Origin of the sequence: Lentzea sp. HUAS TT2 (assembly GCF_051853195.1) — a bacterium.
Taxonomy (GTDB): domain Bacteria; phylum Actinomycetota; class Actinomycetes; order Mycobacteriales; family Pseudonocardiaceae; genus Lentzea.
This window is the reverse complement of sequence record NZ_CP196667.1, coordinates 447,937-467,181: the sequence shown is the minus strand read 5'-3', so window position 1 is coordinate 467,181 and position 19,245 is coordinate 447,937. Positions and strand designations below refer to the sequence as shown.

The 19,245-nt window shown below is 69.4% G+C and carries 20 protein-coding genes; 10 read left to right on the top strand and 10 right to left on the bottom strand.

Annotation, left to right across the window (positions count from 1 at the left end; all coding sequences use genetic code 11):
• Nucleotides 1-15: 15 nt before the first annotated feature.
• Nucleotides 16-2,082, top strand: a complete 2,067-nt coding sequence (locus tag ACSHWB_RS02395) for a PQQ-dependent sugar dehydrogenase (RefSeq protein ID WP_439660445.1) — start codon at nucleotides 16-18, stop codon at nucleotides 2,080-2,082.
• A 47-nt stretch (nucleotides 2,083-2,129) separates the two neighbouring features.
• On the opposite strand, the gene ACSHWB_RS02390 is transcribed toward ACSHWB_RS02395, so the two are convergent.
• Nucleotides 2,130-2,453, bottom strand: a complete 324-nt coding sequence (locus ACSHWB_RS02390; protein WP_439660444.1) for a hypothetical protein — start codon at nucleotides 2,451-2,453, stop codon at nucleotides 2,130-2,132.
• A 194-nt stretch (nucleotides 2,454-2,647) separates the two neighbouring features.
• Between ACSHWB_RS02390 and ACSHWB_RS02385 the strand changes: the two genes are divergently transcribed.
• Nucleotides 2,648-2,872, top strand: coding sequence for a hypothetical protein (locus tag ACSHWB_RS02385; RefSeq protein WP_439660443.1), 225 nt, complete (start codon nucleotides 2,648-2,650; stop codon nucleotides 2,870-2,872).
• Here the strand turns inward: ACSHWB_RS02385 and ACSHWB_RS02380 are convergent.
• Nucleotides 2,859-3,422 (bottom strand): TetR/AcrR family transcriptional regulator, encoded by a 564-nt coding sequence (locus tag ACSHWB_RS02380; RefSeq protein WP_439660442.1) that lies wholly within the window; start codon nucleotides 3,420-3,422, stop codon nucleotides 2,859-2,861. The genes ACSHWB_RS02385 and ACSHWB_RS02380 overlap by 14 nt on opposite strands.
• A 99-nt stretch (nucleotides 3,423-3,521) precedes the next feature.
• Between ACSHWB_RS02380 and ACSHWB_RS02375 the strand changes: the two genes are divergently transcribed.
• Nucleotides 3,522-4,394, top strand: coding sequence for an alpha/beta hydrolase family protein (locus ACSHWB_RS02375; protein WP_439660441.1), 873 nt, complete (start codon nucleotides 3,522-3,524; stop codon nucleotides 4,392-4,394).
• 3 nt (nucleotides 4,395-4,397) lie between these two features.
• Here the strand turns inward: ACSHWB_RS02375 and araD are convergent, their stop codons facing one another.
• Genes araD through ACSHWB_RS02360 form a run of 3 tightly spaced genes read right to left on the bottom strand, consistent with a single transcriptional unit; the run spans nucleotide 4,398 to nucleotide 7,655 of the window.
• On the bottom strand, nucleotides 4,398-6,119 hold the full coding sequence (araD, locus tag ACSHWB_RS02370) for an L-arabinonate dehydratase (protein ID WP_439660440.1): 1,722 nt from the start codon (nucleotides 6,117-6,119) through the stop codon (nucleotides 4,398-4,400).
• A complete protein-coding gene (locus ACSHWB_RS02365; protein ID WP_439660439.1) occupies nucleotides 6,116-7,021 on the bottom strand; it encodes a dihydrodipicolinate synthase family protein in 906 nt (301 codons plus the stop codon). Before ACSHWB_RS02365 ends, araD begins: the two co-directional genes overlap by 4 nt.
• Entirely contained in the window at nucleotides 7,008-7,655 is a 648-nt protein-coding gene (locus ACSHWB_RS02360) for a GntR family transcriptional regulator (RefSeq protein WP_439660438.1), read from the bottom strand. Before ACSHWB_RS02360 ends, ACSHWB_RS02365 begins: the two co-directional genes overlap by 14 nt.
• A 199-nt stretch (nucleotides 7,656-7,854) precedes the next feature.
• Between ACSHWB_RS02360 and ACSHWB_RS02355 the strand changes: the two genes are divergently transcribed.
• The 6 genes from ACSHWB_RS02355 (at nucleotide 7,855) to ACSHWB_RS02330 (ending at nucleotide 11,933) form a co-directional block, all read left to right on the top strand.
• Nucleotides 7,855-8,409, top strand: a complete 555-nt coding sequence (locus ACSHWB_RS02355) for an anti-sigma factor (RefSeq protein ID WP_439660437.1) — start codon at nucleotides 7,855-7,857, stop codon at nucleotides 8,407-8,409.
• A 124-nt stretch (nucleotides 8,410-8,533) separates the two neighbouring features.
• The gene (locus ACSHWB_RS02350; RefSeq protein WP_439660436.1) at nucleotides 8,534-9,181 is read left to right on the top strand and encodes a GntR family transcriptional regulator; all 648 of its coding nucleotides are present in this window, start codon (nucleotides 8,534-8,536) and stop codon (nucleotides 9,179-9,181) included.
• A 58-nt stretch (nucleotides 9,182-9,239) separates the two neighbouring features.
• Nucleotides 9,240-10,175 (top strand): DUF1996 domain-containing protein, encoded by a 936-nt coding sequence (locus tag ACSHWB_RS02345; protein ID WP_439660435.1) that lies wholly within the window; start codon nucleotides 9,240-9,242, stop codon nucleotides 10,173-10,175.
• Between the two features lie 121 nt (nucleotides 10,176-10,296).
• On the top strand, nucleotides 10,297-10,848 hold the full coding sequence (locus tag ACSHWB_RS02340) for a sigma-70 family RNA polymerase sigma factor (protein ID WP_089953784.1): 552 nt from the start codon (nucleotides 10,297-10,299) through the stop codon (nucleotides 10,846-10,848).
• Nucleotides 10,845-11,549: an anti-sigma factor family protein gene (locus ACSHWB_RS02335; protein ID WP_439660434.1), complete on the top strand. Its 705-nt coding sequence runs from the start codon at nucleotides 10,845-10,847 to the stop codon at nucleotides 11,547-11,549. The genes ACSHWB_RS02340 and ACSHWB_RS02335 overlap by 4 nt, the downstream gene beginning before the upstream one ends.
• A gap of 51 nt (nucleotides 11,550-11,600) precedes the next feature.
• Nucleotides 11,601-11,933: a hypothetical protein gene (locus ACSHWB_RS02330; protein WP_439660433.1), complete on the top strand. Its 333-nt coding sequence runs from the start codon at nucleotides 11,601-11,603 to the stop codon at nucleotides 11,931-11,933.
• Here ACSHWB_RS02330 and ACSHWB_RS02325 read toward each other — a convergent pair.
• Complete coding sequence (locus ACSHWB_RS02325; RefSeq protein WP_439660432.1) at nucleotides 11,930-12,874, bottom strand: zinc-binding dehydrogenase; 945 nt, start codon at nucleotides 12,872-12,874, stop codon at nucleotides 11,930-11,932. The genes ACSHWB_RS02330 and ACSHWB_RS02325 overlap by 4 nt on opposite strands.
• A gap of 140 nt (nucleotides 12,875-13,014) precedes the next feature.
• On the opposite strand from ACSHWB_RS02325, the gene ACSHWB_RS02320 reads away from it, so the two are divergent.
• Nucleotides 13,015-13,815: an oxygenase MpaB family protein gene (locus tag ACSHWB_RS02320; RefSeq protein WP_439660431.1), complete on the top strand. Its 801-nt coding sequence runs from the start codon at nucleotides 13,015-13,017 to the stop codon at nucleotides 13,813-13,815.
• On the opposite strand, the gene ACSHWB_RS02315 is transcribed toward ACSHWB_RS02320, so the two are convergent.
• Genes ACSHWB_RS02315 through ACSHWB_RS02300 form a run of 4 tightly spaced genes read right to left on the bottom strand, consistent with a single transcriptional unit; the run spans nucleotide 13,790 to nucleotide 19,162 of the window.
• Nucleotides 13,790-15,178, bottom strand: coding sequence for an aminobutyraldehyde dehydrogenase (locus ACSHWB_RS02315; protein WP_439660430.1), 1,389 nt, complete (start codon nucleotides 15,176-15,178; stop codon nucleotides 13,790-13,792). The genes ACSHWB_RS02320 and ACSHWB_RS02315 overlap by 26 nt on opposite strands.
• Nucleotides 15,175-16,788: a thiamine pyrophosphate-binding protein gene (locus tag ACSHWB_RS02310; RefSeq protein ID WP_439660429.1), complete on the bottom strand. Its 1,614-nt coding sequence runs from the start codon at nucleotides 16,786-16,788 to the stop codon at nucleotides 15,175-15,177. The genes ACSHWB_RS02315 and ACSHWB_RS02310 overlap by 4 nt, the downstream gene beginning before the upstream one ends.
• The gene (gene speB, locus ACSHWB_RS02305) at nucleotides 16,785-17,723 is read right to left on the bottom strand and encodes an agmatinase (protein WP_439660428.1); all 939 of its coding nucleotides are present in this window, start codon (nucleotides 17,721-17,723) and stop codon (nucleotides 16,785-16,787) included. The genes ACSHWB_RS02310 and speB overlap by 4 nt, the downstream gene beginning before the upstream one ends.
• Nucleotides 17,720-19,162: a sodium:solute symporter gene (locus ACSHWB_RS02300; RefSeq protein WP_439660427.1), complete on the bottom strand. Its 1,443-nt coding sequence runs from the start codon at nucleotides 19,160-19,162 to the stop codon at nucleotides 17,720-17,722. Before ACSHWB_RS02300 ends, speB begins: the two co-directional genes overlap by 4 nt.
• Nucleotides 19,163-19,245 lie beyond the last annotated feature (83 nt).

Sequence of the window (19,245 nt, the reverse complement as noted above, 5' to 3'; positions counted from 1 at the left end):
AAGTGGGAGGCTTCTGTGGCACCCCGTTCACGGCGGTTGCCGGCGAGAACCGGCATCCTGGCCACCGCGCTCGCAGTGGCGGTGAGCTCGCTCGTCTCCGCCGCGCCACCAGCCGCCGCCGCGGATGTCCTGCTGTCCCAAGGCAAACCGGCGACGGAGTCGGCGTCCGGCGGCGCGAACTACGCGCCTCGCAACGCGGTCGACGGAGACTCGTCGACGCGCTGGGCCAGCAAGTCGAACACCGACCCGGCCTGGATCCGCGTCGACCTCGGCACGTCCGCCACCATCAGCCGCGTCCGGCTGCAGTGGGACCTCTCGTGCGCCAAGGCGTACCGGGTCGAGACCTCGGAGAACGACGCCGCGTGGACGCCGATCCACACGACCTCCGACGGCAAGGGCGGTGTCGAGGACCTGACGGTCACGGGCCGCGGCCGGTACGTCCGCGTCTACGGCACCACGCGCTGCCGCACCGGCACGTCGTACGGCTATTCGTTGCAGGAGCTCCAGGTCTTCGGCAACACGGGCCCGGCAGACGCCGAACCGCCGTCCGCGCCCGCGAACCTCGTCGCGTCGGACGTCAAGCCCGACTCGGCGAAGCTGACGTGGGAGCCGTCGACGGACAACGTCGCGGTGACGTCGTACGAGATCTACAACCTGGGTCAGTTCGTGAAGTCCGTGCCCGGCACGTCCACCACCATGACGGGCCTGAAGCCGAACACCACGTACGGCTTCTACGTCAACGCGAAGGACGCGGCCGGCAACATCTCGCAGGCCTCCAACACCGCGGAGTTCAAGACCCCGCCCGCCCAGGACGACCCGATCCCGCCGACCGCGCCGAAGAACCTGCGTTCCACCGGCGTCACGGCGAACTCCGTGTCACTGGCGTGGGACCCGTCGACCGACAACGTGGGCGTGACCCGCTACGAGATCTACAGCGGCGGCACGAAGGCCGGTGACGCGACCGGCACGTCCGCCACGATCGGCGGCCGCAGCGCGAACACCGAGTACACCTTCACCGTCAAGGCCTTCGACGCGGTGGGCAACGCCTCGCCCACGTCGAACGCGCTGACCGTGAAGACCCGCTCCGGCGGCGACCAGGTCGGCGCCGTCACGCAGATCGCGACCGACAACGACGTGCCGTGGGGCCTCGCGTTCCTGCCCAACGGCGACGGCGTCTACTCGCGCCGCGACGCGCAGGACATCGTGCGCATCACCCCGTCCGGCACGAAGACCACGCTGGGCAAGGTCCCCGGCGTCTCCGGCACCAACGGCGAAGGAGGCCTGCTCGGCATCGAGCTCTCGCCGACGTTCGCCTCGGACGGCCTGATCTACGTCTACCACACGGCTTCCGGCGACAACCGGATCGTGCGGGCGAAGATCGAGGGCAACTCGCTCACCGGCTGGACGACCCTGCTGACCGGCATCCCGCGCAACAAGTTCCACAACGGCGGCCGTCTGCGCTTCGGTGCCGACGGCAAGCTCTACGCGGGCACCGGCGACGGCCAGAACGGCGCCAACGCCCAGAACAAGCAGAACCTGGGCGGCAAGGTCCTGCGCCTGAACCCGGACGGCTCCGCGCCGTCGGACAACCCGTTCTTCGGCGAGGGTGGCAACGCCCGCTACGTCTGGACCTTCGGCCACCGCAACGTCCAGGGCCTCGCCGTGGACTCGCAGGGCCGCATGTGGCAGGCCGAGCTCGGCAACTCGAACATGGACGAGGTCAACCTGCTGCAGAAGGGCGGCAACTACGGCTGGCCTTCCTGCGAGGGGACGTCGGGCTCCTGTGGTGGTTACGTGGCGCCGAAGAAGACCTTCTCGGTCGGCTCGGCTTCACCCTCGGGTCTGGCGATCGTGAACGACGTGCTGTTCTTGGCGGCGTTGCGCGGTGAACGGTTGTACCGCATGCAGATCAGCGGTTCTTCGGTTGGTGCGACTACTTCGCACTTCCAGGGCACGTACGGCCGGCTTCGCACTCCGGAACCCGCGCCGGACGGGTCGCTGTGGGTCACGACCTCCAACGGGGACAAGGACTCCACGGCGGGCAACAGCTCCACCAAGTTGCTGAAGGTGGCGCTGAACTGACGGTTCAACGCCTTGAGGGGCACTCCGCGCGGAGTGCCCCTCATTCGTCAGGCGGACCGGGTCCGCCGTCGGCGCACGAAGATCGTCGTGACCACGTACGCCAGGAACACCAGCTGCGCGCCGACCACGGCCCCCGTCGCCCATACCGGCGTTCCGTCGGGAAGTGCTCCCAGCGCCAGTGTCGGCCCGGCCGTGCCACCGATGGTGGCGACGGTCAGCGACATCGAGTCGGTCAGCTCGTGCAACCGGCCCGACGGTCCTCTCACGTCCACGGCATTGTCGTCGAACTCGATGCGCAGCTGTGCCGTGTCGCCAGGCTCGTCGTTCGGCTCCGGCTCGCCCAGGTCCGGAGTCACAACACCTGTGTTCACAAGTGTCTCCCTCTACCCGGCACAACCGTTGCGCTCGCCCTGAACGCGGCGACCGGGGGACCGTGTCGCGACGTCGCGCGCCCCCCGCTGCGCGGCACCGCCTCACGATCCGTCCTCAGGATAGCGCCACACCACCCGCCTTCAGCAACCGATTCGCCACATTTTCTGTGTCAAAAGTGTGCAAGTATGGGTGCATGGGAACCGAGAAGCCGGCCGTCGTCGAACGCGTCAACGTCGCGTTGATCGCGGACTCGGCCGCCGCGCTGGGCAAGCTCCAGGCGCGCACCGGCATGAAGAAGGTCGACATCGTCAACCGGGCCGTGCAGCTCTACGAGTTCCTCGAGGCGCAGATGCGCGAGGGCAGGGAGCTCGTGGTGCGCGACGAGAACGGCATCGACCGCATCGTCAAGATCTTCTGACCGTCAACCCGTTCAGCAGCAGCGCGATCAGCCGCCGCGGGTCGTAGCGCGGATCGTCGTCCCGCCCGATGCACAGGTTCCCGATCCCGCGCATCAGCTCGAACGGCCGCACGTCGTCCCGGATCTCCCCGGCCTCGGCCGCCGCAGCGAGCAACGACTCGCACACCGGACCCAGCCGGTCCAGGAAGTAGGCGTGCAACGACTGGAACCCGCTGCTGTCCGACTGCATCGCGCCGGCGAGTCCGTGCTTGGTCACCAGGAAGTCCACGAACAGGTCGATCCACGCCCGCAGGGCTGCCAGCGCCGAGTCCGAAGTGGACAGCAGGACCGGGCCGGCCTCCGCGCACGCCTCGACCTGGTGCCGGTAGACGGCCACGACGAGGTCCGCGCGGGTGGGGAAGTGGCGGTAGATCGTGCCCATGCCGACGCCTGCCTCGGCGGCGATCTCGCGGATCGGCGCGTCGACGCCCGACCTGACGAACACCTCGGCCGCGGCCGCGAGCAGCGTCTGCTCGTTGCGCACGGCGTCTGCCCGCTTGCGTGGTGGCACGGCACCTCCCGGACTCGCACGGTTGACAAAGCGGAACAGTGCTCCGTATCGTTCCGGAACGTCGCTCCGCTTGAGTGGACTGTACTCGAAGGGAAACCCATGACCGTCTTCACGGTGAGCCCTGTCGTTCTCGACGTTCCCGGCAGGCCCGTTGACCTGCAGGTGAAGGTGTCCGCGCCGACCGAGGGCGCCGGCCTGCCGATCCTGCTGCTCTCGCACGGGCAGGGCTACTCGAACCACCTCTCCTCGCTGAACGGCTACGCGCCGCTCGCGAACCACTGGGCAGAGCAGGGCTTCGTCGTCCTGCAGCCGACCCACCTCAGCTCCCGCAGCCTGGACCTGCCCGCCACCACCCCCGGCGCGCCGATGTTCTGGCGGGAACGCGCCGAGGACATGTCGCACCTCGTCGACCGCCTCGACGAGATCGAGAAGGCCGTGCCGCAGCTGCAGGGCCGCCTCGACCGCACCAGGATCGCGGTCGTGGGGCACTCGATGGGCGGCCACACCGCGAGCCTGCTGCTGGGCATGAAGACCGAGGGCGTGAGCCTGCGGGACGACCGGATCAAGGCGGGCGTGCTGCTCGGCTCGACCGGCCGGGGCGACGCCGTCACCGACGTGGTGAAGGAGAACTACTCCTTCATGCAGACCGCGGACTTCAGCGAGATGACCGCGCCCGCGCTCGTGGTCGCCGGGGACGCGGACGCCTCCGCGCACCTGACCACGATGGGACCGGACTGGCACGCCGACCCGTACCACCTCGCGCCCGGCCCGAAGGTCCTGCTCACGCTGTTCGGCGCGGAGCACGGGTTCGGTGGCGTCTCCGGTTACGACGTCGCCGAGACCACGGACGAGAGCCCGGAACGGGTCGCGGCCGTGCAGCGGCTCACCACGGCCTACCTGCGCAGCCAGTTGCTCGGGACCGCGGACTGGCAGGACGTTGTCGTCGACCAGGGTCGCGTCGAGTCCAAGTAGGACTCAGAGCGCGTTGGGCTCCGGGTTCGTCCCGGGGCGTGACAGGAACTCGAAGTCGCAGCCCTCGTCGGCCTGCGTGATGTGCTCGTAGTACAAGGCGCCGTACCCGCGTTCGAACTTCGGCGGGGGCGCCGTCCACGCCTCACGGCGGCGCGTCATCTCCTCGTCGGAGATCTCCACGCGCAACACCCGCGCCTCGACGTCCAGCGTCACGAGGTCGCCGTCCCGCACCAGCGCCAGCGGCCCGCCGACGTGCGCCTCCGGCGCCACGTGCAGAACGCATGCGCCGTAAGAAGTTCCGCTCATCCGCGCGTCCGACACGCGCACCATGTCCCGGACACCCTCGCGCAGCAGCTTGTCCGGGATCGGCAGCATCCCGTATTCCGGCATGCCGGGCCCGCCCTTCGGGCCGCCACCGGCCAGCACGATCACCGAGTCCTTCGTCACTTCCAGCGAAGGTGAGTTGATCCGTGCCTGCAGATCTTTGTAGCCGTGGAAGACCACGGCGGGCCCGGTGTGCCTCCACAACGCGGGATCAGCCGCCACGTACTTGATCACCGCGCCGTCAGGAGCCAGATTGCCCCGCAGCACAGCCAGTCCACCCTCCGGCGAGATCGGGTCGTCCGTGGTCCGGATCACCGACGCGTCGAACACCTCCGCGCCTTCGAGGTCCTCGCCGAACGTCCGCCCGGTCACCGTGATCCGCTCGAGGTGCAACGACTTCCGCAACCGAGACAGCAGCCCGCGCAGCCCGCCCGCGTAGTGGAAGTCCTCCATCAGGTGCTCACCGGCGGGCTGAACGGAAGCCAGCACCGGCACCTCGCGCGACAACCGGTCGAAGTCGTCCAGCGACAACGAGATCCCGGACCGCCCGGCCATCGCGATCAGGTGGATGTAGGAGTTCGTGGACCCGCCCAGCGCCAGCACGGTCCGGATCGCGTCCTCGTAGGCCTCCGTCGACACCACGTCGGCGATCGTCAGCCCCTCGCGCACCATCTCGACCACGCGCATGCCCGACGCGGCCGCCATCCGGTAGTGCGCCGAGTCGACGGCCGGAATCGACGACGCGCCGGGCAGAGTCAGCCCCAGCGCCTCCGCGGCGGCCGTCATCGTCGAGGCCGTGCCCATCGTCATGCACGTGCCGGGGGAGCGGGCCAGCCCGGACTGGATCTCTGCCCAGTCCGAGGACGAGATCGTGCCCGCCCGCTTCTCGTCCCAGAACCGCCACATGTCCGTGCCGGACGCGAGCTTCTCGCCCCGCCAGTTGCCCCGCAGCATCGGCCCGGCGGGCACGAAGACCGTGGGCAGACCGGCGGAAGCAGCGCCCATCAGCAACGCGGGAGTGGTCTTGTCGCAGCCGCCCATCAGCACACAGCCGTCGACGGGGTAGGACCGGAGGATCTCCTCGGTCTCCATCGACAGCATGTTCCGGTACATCATCGGAGTCGGCTTCTGGTACGTCTCCGACAACGTGGAAACAGGAAACTCCAACGGATAACCGCCCGCCTCCCAGACTCCGCGCTCGACCTGCTGCGCCCGTTCGCGCAAGTGCATGTGGCACGGGTTGATGCCGCTCCACGTGTTCAGGATCGCGATGACCGGCTTCCCGAGGTGCTCACCCGGATTCATGCCGAGCTGCCGCATGCGGGCGTTGTGCGAGAACGCCCGCAACCCCTCACCCTCGAACCACGCCGCGCTCCGAAGCTTTTTCTGGGCGAAGGTCACAGCAGGCTCCACGAGTTCAGCAGCACACCCACGGCAGAACGATCAGCCTCGGACAGAACCGAAGCTGGCGGCCGCACGTCCCGGCGGCACAAACCGAGCTGCGCCAACGCCTCCTTCACCACGGACACGTTGTTCGCCGACTCCGATGCCGCCCGCAGCTCCTCGAACTTCCGGATGAACTCCCAGAACTCCATCGCCGCACCGAACTCACCAGCTTGCAGACAACGGAACATCTGCACCGACAGCTGCGGCGCGACGTTCGCCAGCCCCGAGGTGAACCCGGAGGCCCCGACCGCGAAGTAGCCCGGCGCCGACAGCTCGGCCAGCCCCGCGACCCACGTCAGCCGCTCCAGCCCGGCGTCCCGCGCGACCGACGCGAACCGCACCGGGTCCGGCACCGCGTACTTCACGCCCACGACGTTCGGGCACGCGTCCGCCAGTGCGGCGATCTGCGCGCCACCGATCCGCGGGTTCCGCACGTACAGGACCACGCTCAGCTCGGGCACCGACGAGGCGATCGCCCGGTGGTAGTCGACCCATCCGTCCAGCGACACGTACGGGTGCACCGGCTGGTGGATCATGATCCCCTGCGCGCCTGCCCGGTCCGCGAACCGGGCCGCGGTCACGGCGGACGTGAGGTCGTGCCCGACGCCGGCGACGATCGAGGCGCGGTCCCCGACGGTGTCCACGGTGATCCGCAGCGCGCGCTCGGTCTCCGCGGCGGACAACGTGTAGAACTCGCTCGTGTTCCCGTTCGGCGTCACGACCGAGACACCGCCCTCGACCATCCGGTCCACGATCGCGGCGTAGTTCTTCTCGTCGATCGCCCCGTCCGCGTCGAACGGCGTGACGGTGATCGCCACCACGGACGCCAGCTGTTCGGTGAGGTCATCGAACGCCATCGGGAAGCTCCTCGACTACTCGGTCGGCGAAGGTCTGGACGTGACGGCGGAGCAGGTCGGCCGCGACGTCGCCGTGCCCCTCCTCGGCGGCGACGAGGATCGCCCGGTGCTCGGCGTCCTCCGCCTCCCAGGTGGGGCTGATGCCCCAGCCCGCCACCGTGATCAACGCGGCCTGGTCGCGCAGCCCGTCGAGGATCTCGACCATCAACGGGTTGCCGCACCCCGCGTAGAGCGCGCGGTGGAAACGACGGTTCGCCAGGCTGCGTCGGGCCAGGTCAGAGGTGTCGTCCAACACCGAACGGGCCTCGGTGAAGTCGGCCCCGAGCGCGACGGCACGGCGCAGCGCCTCCGGCTCCAGCAACATCCGCACGTCGTAGACGGACGCCGCCATCTCCGCGTCGACCACCCGCACCGAGGCGCCCTTGTACGGGCTCATCACGACGAGTCCCGACCCCGCGAGCGTCTTGAGCGCCTCGCGCACGGGCGTCTTCGAGACGTTGAGCGACGCGGCGAGATCGGTTTCGACGAGCGCCTGCCCCGGTTTCAGCTTTCCGTAAAGAATCGCTTCTTTGATCGATTCCAGAACGAAGTCCGTCCGGGACGCCGGAAGTGCTCCAGGCCGGTCATACATCATATATGAGAGCGTAGGAGCTGCTGGAGGCCCAGGTCAACCGTCTCGTGTGGGCTGCGCAACGTCCTTGTATCTGCGTTGAACCAACTTCCTCATCGGCTCGTTTTGAAGGTGTTGGTCACCGCTGCCCGCGGGACTGGAGAGGGAGAAATTTGAGTGAATCGTTCCGCGTAACCGTGTCCATTGCCGCGTCCGCCAGCGCATGGCACCGAACGTCCTGGGCACCAACGAGTTGAACGAGAACGACATGCTGATGGAAGAACTGCCACCGGAGGCCATGCTCGACGGACCTCCACCGAACGCGGACCACCTGCTTCAGCGCACGCTGGGCACGGTTCGCGATGAGAGACATCAGGCCGTGCGCCGCCGAGGCCGCATCACGGCCCTGTCATCGACCCTCGCGGTCGCCGGCGTGCTCGCTGGGGGCGTCTGGATGGGCCAGGGATTGGGGGTCGGTGGCACCGAGAACGTCGACGCGCTCATGCAGGGGACGTCCTCGACGGGTGCGCACATGGCCGTGCAGGTCACCGACACCGAGGGTGGCCTGAAGCTCGTCGCCACGGTCGACGGGATGCAGGACGGGGAAGCCTGCTGGCTCGTCGTGCACACGAAGGACGGACGAACGTTCACCGCGGGCTCGTGGAGGGCGCACAGCGGTGAGGTGACCTTGGCCGGGTCCGCGATGGTGCGGGCTGGGGACGTGGCCGGGGTCAGTGTGGTGAACCACGATCGCCAGCCGCTGGTGACCGCGCAGTAGAGCAGGTGGCGAAGACCTGTGAGTCGTCGGCGAACGCCCTCACCTCGATGGCGTTCCCCGACGGGTCTCCGGGGCTCGGCCGGCGAAGTTGACCCCTCGTCCAGCACGCTGTCAACATTCGGACATGCCTCTCCCCGCTGTCCGGCCAGTTGCGCGCAAAGGCGTCGCAGGAGAGGCCGCGGACCGGATCAGAGACGCGATCCTGAGTGGTGAGCTGCCTGCGGGCGCCGCGCTCAAGGAGATCGAACTCGCAGGTCAGCTCGGTGTCAGCCGGGGTTCGGTGCGCGAGGGGCTCGTGCTGCTGGAGGGCGAGGGCCTCGTCGTCTCCGAGTGGCATCGCGGCACGTGGGTGCGCGAGCTCACGCCGGAGGACGTCGACGAGCTCTTCACGCTGCGGACGGCGCTGGACGTCCTCGCGATGCGGACGGCGGCGGTCAGGGCGCGGAATTTCGACGCGCTCGACGAGGTTGTCGGGGCAATGAAACTTGCCCGTACGGACGCCGAACGGGTCGCGCTCGACATGAAGTTCCACGACGCCGTGTACGCGGCGACGGGGCATCGGCGGCTCATCGAGGCGTGGCAGGCGATCCGCAGCCAGGTCCATCTGTTCCTGCTCGCGCGGATCGTCGGCGACCCCGCCTACCAGGGCGTGGTCGTTCCCGGGCACGCCGGTCTGGCCGAGGTTCTGAGGTCCGGTGACGCGGAGCGGGCGGGGTGTGCGGCGGAGGAACACCTACGTGGCTCCTACGCGAAACTGGTGGGGCAGAGGTGACCGGCCCTGTTGAGACAGGCCACTTCAGTTTGCCCGAACGGGTTGGCAGGCTGTGCCCGTGACCCGGAACAAACCGGCGACCTTCGCGGTCGCGGCGGTCGCGCTCCTCGTCATCACGGGCTCCGCGGTCCTGCTGCGCGGCACGTCCAACGGCGCGCCGTCCGCCGACCAGTACGTCAGCGAGCTCGACCAGGTGCTCGGCGAACCGAAGACGCCGGCCGTCGTCATCCAGTGCGGCACGAACGAGGACCGTCACCTCAACGCGGACAACCCCGTTGTCTCACCGGGCATCCCGTTCGGCGCCCACCACACACACGAGTACGTCGGCAACAAGTCGGCTGACGCGAAGTCGACCGACGACTCCCTCGCGGCCGCGACCACCACGTGTGAGAAGAACGACCTCTCGACCTATTACTGGCCCGTGCTGCGCATGACCGACAGCGCCGGTCACGACGCGCACGCGGACGGCGGCGGCCTGCACGGAAACACCGGCGAGGTGCTCAAGCCCAAGAGCGTGGAGATCCGTTACGAGGGCAACCCGGTCAGCGCTGTCCTGCCGATGCCGCGGTTCCTGCGCCTGATCACCGGCGATCCGTCGGCGTTCACCAACGACTACGGCCCGAACACGCGCGCCCGGTGGGGCTGCTCGGACCAGCCGGGCCGCTACACGACGAAGTACCCGTTGTGTGGAAACGCGACCACTTTGCGCAGTTACGACTTCGGCAGCTGCTGGGACGGCAACAACACCGACAGCGCCTCGCACCGCACCCACGCGGTGTTCCCCCTGTCCGGTGGGATGTGCCCGGCCAAGACGTTCCCCATCCCGCGGTTGCGGGTCATCGTGGGCTACGACATCCCCGCAGGTCGCCCGTTCGCGATCGACAGCTTCGAAGAGGAGTTGCGCGACCCGGCGACCGACCACGGGATGTACATCAACGTCATGCCGGAGGCGCAGATGGCGGAACTGGTCGGGGTCCTCAACCGATCCCGCTAACATCCGGCGATCTCATTTAGTTGAAACCCGTTGAACCGAAGCTCTCTGCCGCTCGTGTGTCGGCTGAGGTCTTGAACAGGACGCCCGCAAGAGGTGTTCGCGGGCGGGGAGGAGTGGGTGGATGGCGGCTTTGTTCTCCCGCAAACGGGAGACCGCGGCCGACGAGGCACTGATCCGATCGCTCTACGAGGAGCACGGTCGGGCGCTGCTGGCGTACGCGACGCGGTTGACCGGCGATCGGGCGGCTGCCGAGGACGTGGTCCAGGAGACCCTGGTCCGTGCGTGGCGCCATCCCGACGCCCTCGTGAACGGCAAGGGATCGGTGCGAGGCTGGTTGCTGACGGTGGCGCGCAACATCGTCACCGACAGGGTGCGTGCGAAGGCGGCGCGTCCCCAGGAGGTGGCGGAGTCTCCGGCGACGCCACCGATCGAACGCGACCACGCCGACCAGGTCGTCGACTCGGTGGTGGTGCTCGAAGCGCTCGACAGGCTGTCCTCCGACCACCGCGACGTGCTGATGGAGATCTATTTCCGCGGCCGGAGCGTGACGGAGGCGGCGGAAGCGCTGGGGGTACCACCTGGCACGGTTAAATCAAGATCGTATTACGCGTTGCGAGCCTTGAGGGAGACCTTCGGAGGTCAGAAGGTCGCACTGAAGGGGGTGGCTGGATGACCACGCAGCACGACCCGCAACTGCTCGGTGCCTACGTTCTAGGGGCACTGGACGAGCAGGAGGTGCGGGAGATGGACGAGCACCTGGCGTCCTGCCCTGAATGCACGCGTGAACTCGGAGAGCTCCGCGACATGGAGGCCTTCCTCGGCGAGGTGCCGCCGGAGGCCATGCTGGACGGGCCGCCCGAGGGCGGCGATCTGTTGTTGCAGCGCACCTTGCGCCAGGTGCGTTCGGAACGAGGCGGCGTCGCAAGGCGTCGTCAGTACACTCTTGGTGCCGCGGCGGCCGTTGTGGCCGCGTTGGTCCTGGGCGCCGGAGTCTTCGTCGGCAAGGCCACGTCACCCGATGTGACGGCCTCTCCCACTCCGACGGTGGCACCGGACCCGGCGGGCACCAGGCTCGCCACGTTCACAGACCCGGTGACGAAGGCGTCGATGACCGTCAAGGTCGTTCCCGCCGCCGGATGGGTCCGCACGAACATGGCGATCAACGGCATCCCCGAAGGCGAGAAGTGCCGGATCTTCGTCGTGTCGAAGGACGGCAGCCGCCAGGAGGCAGGCTCCTGGGTGGTGTCCAAGAAGGGCGCCGCCGAGGGCACGAACCTGGACGGTTCCGCGCTGGTCGACCCCAAGGACGTGCAGTCGGTGGTCGTCGAGAACTTCGCGGGCAAGAAGTTCGTCGAGGTGCCGGTACAGGCGTGATCCAGGGATAATGGGGTCGTCCTTTCGGGACGGCCCCATTATCTTTTCCTGGTGTCATCACACCTGTTCATCGGCGAAGACTGCTGGAACCAGTCGAGCGGCAGCGTCGGCTGGGCGCTCGACGTGATCGCCGGCCACGTGACGAACGAGGCGGTCGCCGCCGAGCTGCGAGCGTTCTCCAGCGGGCTCGTCTTCGTGGAGGACTTCGGGCGGACCTACGGCGCCGAGGCCTCCGAGGAGATCGTGCACGTGATCCGCACGAAGCTCCGCGCGGCGGCGCTGGCCGAGCCCGAAGGCGAGGCCCGCGAGTACACGGTGGAGATCGTCGACGAGCTCGTGGCGATGGCCGAACGCTGGCGCGGCTTCGAGGTCGAGGCCGGCTAGGGCTTGAGCACGACCTTGCCCGCCGTGGCCCGCGACTCCAGCTCCTCGTGCGCCTGCCACGCGTCCTTCAGCGCGAACGGCGGGTGGACCAGCGGCACGAACCGCCCGCTCGCGAGCCCGGCCATCGACTCCTCCTCCAGCACCCGCAGCCCGCGCCGCATCATCCCCGGCCCGAGCGCGACCGTCGCGGTGAGACTGTTCGCGAACAGCGCCTCCGTGCTGATCGGCGTCATGACCCCGGACGACCAGCCGTGGATGATCTGCCGCCCGCCCGGCCCCAGTGTCCTCAACGCCAGGGTCCCCGCCTCGCCGCCGACACCGTCGAGCACGACGGTCATGTCCTTGAGGCCGTCCGCCCAACCGGGCCGGGTGTAGTCGATGGCGGCGTCCGCGCCGTTGTCCATGACCAGGTCCAGCTTCTCGGTGCTCGCGAGGCCGATGACCTGCGCGCCGACGTTGCGCGCCTCCTGCACGAACAACGCGCCCATGCCGCCTGCCGCCGACGTCACGAGCACCACGTCGTCCTTCGTGAGCTTCGCGGCGTCGAGCACCGCGACCACCGTGCGGCCGGTACCGATCATGGCGACCGCCGACTCGAACGACACGTCGTCGGGCAGCGCGTGCAGGGAGCCGGCGCCGGCGACCGCGAGCTCGGCGTAACCGCCACTGGCCTGGCCGAGGTGCGCGACGACCCGGCGGCCGAGCCAGTCGCCCGGCACGTCCTCGCCGAGCGCGGTGACCACGCCGGCGACCTCACGTCCCGGCGTCATCGGGAAGGTGACGGGGCCGAAGCCGCCCTTGCGGATCGTGGTGTCGACGAGGTGGACGCCGGCGGCGGCCACGGTGATCCGGACCTGGCCGGTCGCCGGCTCCGGGTCGGGGACCTCCACGAACCGCAGGTTCTCCGCCGGGCCGAACTCGTACTGCCGAATCGCGAACATGCCGCTGACGCTACGAACTCCACCTAACTGGAGGTCAACGGTCTGGCTACCCCCTGGTGTGCGAGAAGTACGTGATGAAGCGGCCCTGTGCCGGTAACCCTTTCGAGTGTTGATCTTCGGCGGGTGGCCGGAAGCGCGGAATGATCATGGTTGTGACGCTGGGACCGGAGTCGGTGACGTGGCGGCTCGGCTGGTACACCCGGTTCGAGCTGGTGGTGCTGGGCCGTGCCGTGCTGATGCAGGTCGCGCACCCGGTCATCGCCGCGGCGGTGCGCGACGGCTACCGCGCCGACCCGTTCGCGCGGCTGACGAGGACGATCACGTCGTCCCAGCTGCGGTTGTTCGGTGGCGAGCTGGCCGCGGGGGAGGCCGGGCGGCTGGTGCGGTCGCACGCGTTGATCCCCGGCGCGGACGAGGAGCTGTTCCGCTGGGTGCACGCCACCAGCTTCGACTCGCTGCTCACCGCGTACCGGTTGCTGCGGCCCAGGATGCCCGTGATCCACGAGGAGCGGCTGTACCGGGAGTGGCGCGAAACGGGGGAGACGCTCGGCATCAGGACGATGCCGGGCGATCTCACGGCGTTGCGCGCCTACCTCGACGACGTGGTCGCCACGCAGCTGGAGTGCACCGACGGCGTGCAGGGGCTGCTGGAGGCGTTCGAGCTGCGGTCCGGCAAGGCACCGGGCACCGAACACCTGCCGAGCGCCCTGTGGCCGTTGGTGCGGCCCGTCGCGGCGCGCGTGCTGCCGGACTTCGCCGTCGGCACGCTGCCGGAGGCGTTGCGGGACAAGCTCGGTCTGGAGTGGACGGACCGGGACGCGCGCAGGCTGCGCCGGTGGATCCGGATGATCCGGGTGGTCTCCGCGTTCGTCCCGGCGAGCCTGCTGCACTACCCGATGCCGTACCGGGCGATGCTCAGTGCGCGATCATCACGTGCTTGACGCGCGTGTAGTCCTCCAGGCCGTGCATCGACAGGTCCTTGCCGTACCCCGAGGCGCCGAAACCGCCGTGCGGCATCTCGGACGCGACCAGGCCGTGCGTGTTGACCCAGACGATGCCGAAGTCGAGCCGTGCCGTCAGTGACGCCGCCCGGCCGGTGTCGCGGGTCCAGACCGAGGACGCGAGTCCCTGCGGCACACCGTTGGCGAGCGCGATGGCCTCGTCGTCGTCCGCGAACCGCTGCACGGTGATCAGCGGGGCGAACGCCTCCTCCTGGACCAGCTCGTCGTCCTGTGCGAGGCCCGAGATCACTGTGGGCTCCAGGAAGAAGCCGTCGGAGCCGTGCCGCTTTCCTCCACAGTGGACGGTGGCGGACGAGCGGGACAGCAGGCCGAGCACGCGGTCCAGCTGGGCCTGGCTGTTCAACGGACCGAAGTCGGTGCCGGGGACCTGGGCAGAGGCCGCCTTGGTCAGCGCCGCGACGAACTCGTCGTGCACGGCGGAATGGACCAGCACTCGGCTCGCGGCCGTGCAGTCCTGGCCCGCGTTGTAGAAGGCGGCGCCGACGATGCCCTCTGCCGCCGCAGTCACGTCCACGTCGTCGAACACCAGGACCGGCGCGTTGCCACCGAGTTCGAGGTGCGTGCGCTTCACCGTCGCGGCGGCGCTGCGGGCCACCTCGACACCGGCGCGAGTCGAGCCGGTCAGCGACACCATCGCGGGCACCGGGTGCTCGACCAGCAGCCGGCCGGTGTCGCGGTCGCCCAGCACGACGTTGAACACGCCCGCCGGCAGCACCTCGGCGGCGAGGGTGGCGAGCAGCACCGTGGACGACGGCGTGGTGTCGGCGGGCTTGAGCACCACCGTGTTGCCCGCGGCCAGCGCCGGGGCGATCTTCCACACGGCCATCATCAGCGGGTAGTTCCACGGCGTGATCTGCGCGATCACCCCGACCGCCTCACGGCGCTGGTACGAGGTGTGGCCGGGGATGTACTCGCCCGCGGCGGCCGTGCCCAGGGCGCGGGCGGCACCGGCGAAGAACCGGATCTGGTCCGCGCACTGCGGGATCTCCTCGTCCAGCAGTACCGAACGGACCTTGCCGGTCTCGCGGACCTCGGCGTCGGCAACTGCCTCGGCGTTGGCTTCGAGGAGGTCGGCGAGCTTGAGGAGCGCGTGCTGACGTTCGCCGGGCGTGGTGCGCGACCAGGCGGGGAACGCTGCTGCGGCGGCCTGGACGGCGGCGTCGACCTCGGCGGCACGCGAGACCACCGCGCGGCCGAACTCCTCGCCGGTCGCGGGATCGATGAGAGGCGAGGTCTCCTGTGCGTCGGCCGAGGTGCCGTTGACGAAGTTCGCGACGATCACGTGTGCTCCAGGTGCGTGGGGGCGAACATGCGCAAGACCGCGGGCAGCACGACGACGTGCGGGCCGTCCCCGGCGAACGCCTTGGCGAGATCCTCGCGCAGCGACTCCGGCGTGCTGCGGGTGGCGGGCACCCCGAACGCCTCGGCGAGCGCCACGAAGTCAGGACGGGCCAGCTCGGTGGCGGTGGCCTGGCCGAACGCGTCGGTCATGTACTCGCGCAGGATGCCGTAGCCGCCGTCGTCGACGATCAGCCACACGACCCGCGACCCGTGCTGCGCGGCCGTGGCGAGCTCCGAGATCCCGTACATCGCGCCGCCGTCACCGGACACCGCGAGCACCGGCCCGTCGACGGCCGCGGCCACGCCGAGCGCGGCGGGGAAGCCGTACCCGAGCCCGCCCGCGCCCTGGGCGGAGAACTGCGCGCCACCACGGGGATCCCACGCCGACCAGGCCCAGTACGCGAGGATCGTCATGTCCCAGCACGTCGGCGTGCCGTCCGGGACCGCGGCCCGCAGCGCGGCGAGAACCTGCCACTCCAGGTCGAGCTCCTGCTCTGCGAACCGTTGCCGCACGTTGGCGAGCAGCCCCAGCACCCGTTCCTCGGCGACACCGTCCACGGCTCGTGTCTTCACGCCGGAAGCCAAGGCGCGCAACGCATGCCGGGCGTCGGCGTGGATGCCGAGCGCGGGGTAGTTCGACTCCAGCTTGCCGAGGTCGGCCTCGATCTGAACCACCGCGCCGCGCGGCCGGAACGTCCGGTAGTTGCTCGACAGCTCACCCAGCCCCGACCCGACGACGAGCAGCACGTCCGCGTCGGCCAGGAACTCCGTGGTGTGCCGGTCCTCCAGCCACGACTGCGCGGAAAGCGGGTGCTCCCAGGGGAAGTTGCCCTTGCCGCCGAACGTCGACACGACCGGCGCCCGCAGCTTCTCCGCCAGCTCCAGCAGCGCGTCACGGGCGTGCAGCGCGCCACCACCGGCCAGGATCACCGGCCGGGCAGCGCCGTCCAGCAACCGCACGGCCTCCTCGACCAGCTCCACTCGCGGGTGCAGCTCACGCGGCGACCACGACACCGACGTCACCGGCGGCACTGAAGCGGGCCCGAGCAGCACGTCCTGCGGGATCTCCACCCACACCGGCCCGAACGGCGCGGTGAGCGCGATCTCCCACGCCTCGGCCAGCGCCGACGGGATCTGCGAGACGTGCCGGACGACCCGCGCGTGCTTGACCACGTCCCGGAACGACGCCAGCTGGTCGGTCAGCTCGTGCAGGTACCCGCCACGCACGCCACCAAGTCCGGCGGAGGGGATCTGCGACGAGATGCCCAGCACCGGAGCCGAGCCCGCGGCCGACTCCTGCAGCCCGGCCAGGGTCTGCAGCGCGCCGGGCCCGGTCGACACCAGCAGCGGCGTCACCGAACCGGTCGCGCGGGCGTGCCCGTCGGCGGCGAAGGCGGCGTTGACCTCGGTCCGCGAACCGACGTAGCGCAGGTCGGAGCGGCGCAGCGCGTCGAAGAGCCCGAGCGCGTGCTGGCCGGGGATGCCGAAGACGGTGTGCGCGCCGAGTGCCTCCAGGGTCTCGACGACGACATCGCCACCGTTGCGGGTCACAGGCCCTCCTTCAGCGCCAGCAGACTCACCAGGTCGTACGCCACGTGCGAGGCCGCCACCGACGTGATGTCCGCGTGGTCGTACGCCGGCGCCACCTCCACCACGTCCGCCCCCACCAGGTTCAGCCCCCGCAACCCGCGCACGATCTCCAGCAGTTCCCGCGAGGTCATCCCGCCGGCCTCGGGCGTCCCGGTCCCAGGCGCGTGCGCCGGATCCAGCACGTCGATGTCGATCGACACGTACAACGGCCGCGACCCGATCCGTTGCCGCAACGCGTCCACGGTCTCGTCCACACCCCGCCGCATGACGTCCGACGACGTCACGATGCCGAACCCGAGCCGGCGGTCGTCCTCCAGGTCCTTCTTGCCGTACAACGGTCCCCGCGTGCCGACGTGCGAGATCGCCTCGGTGTCGAGGATCCCGTCCTCCACCGCGCGCCGGAACGGCGTCCCGTGCGTGTACGGCTCACCGAAGTAGGTGTCCCACGTGTCGAGGTGCGCGTCGAAGTGCAGCAGCGCCACCGGCCCGTGGATCCGCGAAACGGCGCGCAGCAACGGAAGCGCGATCGTGTGGTCACCACCGATGGTGACCAGCTTCGTGCCGTCGCGCTGCAGATCCGTGGCAGCGCCCTCGATCGTCTCGATGGCCTCGCCGATGTGGAACGGGTTGACCGCGATGTCGCCGCCGTCGACGACCTGCACGCGTTCGAACGGCGACACGTCCAGGCCGGGGTTGTACGGGCGCAGCAGCCGGGACGCCTCCCGCACGGCCGAGGGCGCGAACCGTGCACCCGGCCGGTACGAGACGCCGGTGTCGAACGGGACTCCCACCACCGCGACGTCCGCGTGCGCCACCTGGTCGAGGCGTGGCAGCCGGGCGAAGGTCGCCGGACCCGCGTAGCGCGGGACCTGCGAGGAGTCGACGGGGCCGATCATGCTGTCACCAGTTCCTCTTCGGTTGCGTCACCGGCCACCCGGCGGTCCCAGTTCGCGAGCACCTCGGGCGAGGTGGGCGGGGTGGCCAGGCTGACCACGACGTACGTCACGAAGGACGCGCCGAGGCTGTAGTAGATGGCTTCGTTGGCGTAGACGTCCACGAACACCATGAACCCGATCGCCGTCAGCGACCCGACCGCCATCGACGTCATCGCGCCCAGCCGGGTGCCGCGCTTCCACACCAGACCGCCGATGATCGCGACCAGCAGCCCGCCGACGAGGATGTTGTAGGCGACGGTCAGCGCGGCCACGACGTCGTTCAGCGCCACCGCGATGGCGATCGCGACGACACCGATCACGAGCGTGAACATCCGGTTGTCGTGGACGTCCGAAGCAGAGTTGCGGCCGGCCTTGGCTTTGCGCCGCCAGATGTCGTTCGACGCCACCGTGGCGCAGGCGATGAGGGCGCCGGACGAGGTGGACATCATCGCGGCCAGCGCGGCGGCGAGCACGAGTCCGCGCACGCCGGTCGGCAGCAGGTTCTCCACGATCGTCGCGAACGCCTCGTCCTTGTTCGCGATGTCCGGGTACAGGGCCTTGCCCGCGAGGCCGATCAACGCGCCCGCGACGGCGTAGACGAGGCAGTAGAGGCCGGAGGTGATGCCGCCCCAGGCCGCGACCTTCGGCGACTTGGCGGTGAACACGCGCTGCCAGATGTCCTGGCCGATCAGCAGACCGAACACGTAGATCAGCAGGTAGGTGATGATCGTGCTGACGCCGATGTTGCCGACCTCGAACATCGCCGGGTCGTTGAGCCGCGCCTGGATGCCGTCGAAGCCGCCGGCGGTGACGAGGCTGATCGGCAGCAGCAGGAACAGGATGCCGACCGTCTTCACGACGAACTGCACGATGTCGGTCAGCGTGATCGACCACATGCCGCCCAGAACGCTGTACAGCACCACGATGCCGCCGCCGATGATCACGCCGAGCGACTTGGGCAGTCCGAAGAGGACGTTGAAGATCGTGGAGTACGCGATCGTGGACGTGACGGTGAGCATCAACGTGTAGGCCGCCATCACCAGACCGGAGACCGTGCTGGAGTTGCCGCCGTACCGCAGGTCGAGCATCTGCGAAACGGTGTAGACCTTCAACCTGACGATCCGGCGCGCGAAGAGCGCGCTGAGCAACAGGATGCCGAGGCCGATGGCGAAGACCATCCAGGCGCCGGAGATGCCGAACTTGTAGCCGAGCCCGACGCCGCCGATGGTCGACGCGCCGCCGAGCACGACGGCCGACATGGTGCCGGAGTACATCGTGAAGCCGAGCCTGCGTCCGGCGACCAGGTACTCGCTCTTGCTGGTGGCGCGGCGCATGCCCCACCAGCCCATGCCGATCATGCCGAGCACGTAGGCGGCGATCACCGCGTAGTCGAGAGCCACTGTTGGACCTCCTTGGGTTGCAGGTCACAGTAGGAACGCGTGCTGGCGCTGGTAAGTGGTCGTTGTGCACAATCAGCGGACCA

What these genes read in the sequence shown, in the direction of transcription:
- ACSHWB_RS02365 (WP_439660439.1), bottom strand. Translation starts at nt 7,021, where the DNA reads ATGGCGTTCGATGACCTCACCGAACAGCTGGCGTCCGTGGTGGCGATC.
- ACSHWB_RS02320 (WP_439660431.1), top strand. Translation starts at nt 13,015, where the DNA reads ATGATCATGGTTGTGACGCTGGGACCGGAGTCGGTGACGTGGCGGCTC.
- ACSHWB_RS02360 (WP_439660438.1), bottom strand. Translation starts at nt 7,655, where the DNA reads ATGATGTATGACCGGCCTGGAGCACTTCCGGCGTCCCGGACGGACTTC.
- ACSHWB_RS02375 (WP_439660441.1), top strand. Translation starts at nt 3,522, where the DNA reads ATGACCGTCTTCACGGTGAGCCCTGTCGTTCTCGACGTTCCCGGCAGG.
- ACSHWB_RS02355 (WP_439660437.1), top strand. Translation starts at nt 7,855, where the DNA reads ATGGCACCGAACGTCCTGGGCACCAACGAGTTGAACGAGAACGACATG.
- ACSHWB_RS02335 (WP_439660434.1), top strand. Translation starts at nt 10,845, where the DNA reads ATGACCACGCAGCACGACCCGCAACTGCTCGGTGCCTACGTTCTAGGG.
- ACSHWB_RS02325 (WP_439660432.1), bottom strand. Translation starts at nt 12,874, where the DNA reads ATGTTCGCGATTCGGCAGTACGAGTTCGGCCCGGCGGAGAACCTGCGG.
- ACSHWB_RS02340 (WP_089953784.1), top strand. Translation starts at nt 10,297, where the DNA reads ATGGCGGCTTTGTTCTCCCGCAAACGGGAGACCGCGGCCGACGAGGCA.
- ACSHWB_RS02350 (WP_439660436.1), top strand. Translation starts at nt 8,534, where the DNA reads ATGCCTCTCCCCGCTGTCCGGCCAGTTGCGCGCAAAGGCGTCGCAGGA.
- ACSHWB_RS02385 (WP_439660443.1), top strand. Translation starts at nt 2,648, where the DNA reads ATGGGAACCGAGAAGCCGGCCGTCGTCGAACGCGTCAACGTCGCGTTG.
- speB (WP_439660428.1), bottom strand. Translation starts at nt 17,723, where the DNA reads ATGATCGGCCCCGTCGACTCCTCGCAGGTCCCGCGCTACGCGGGTCCG.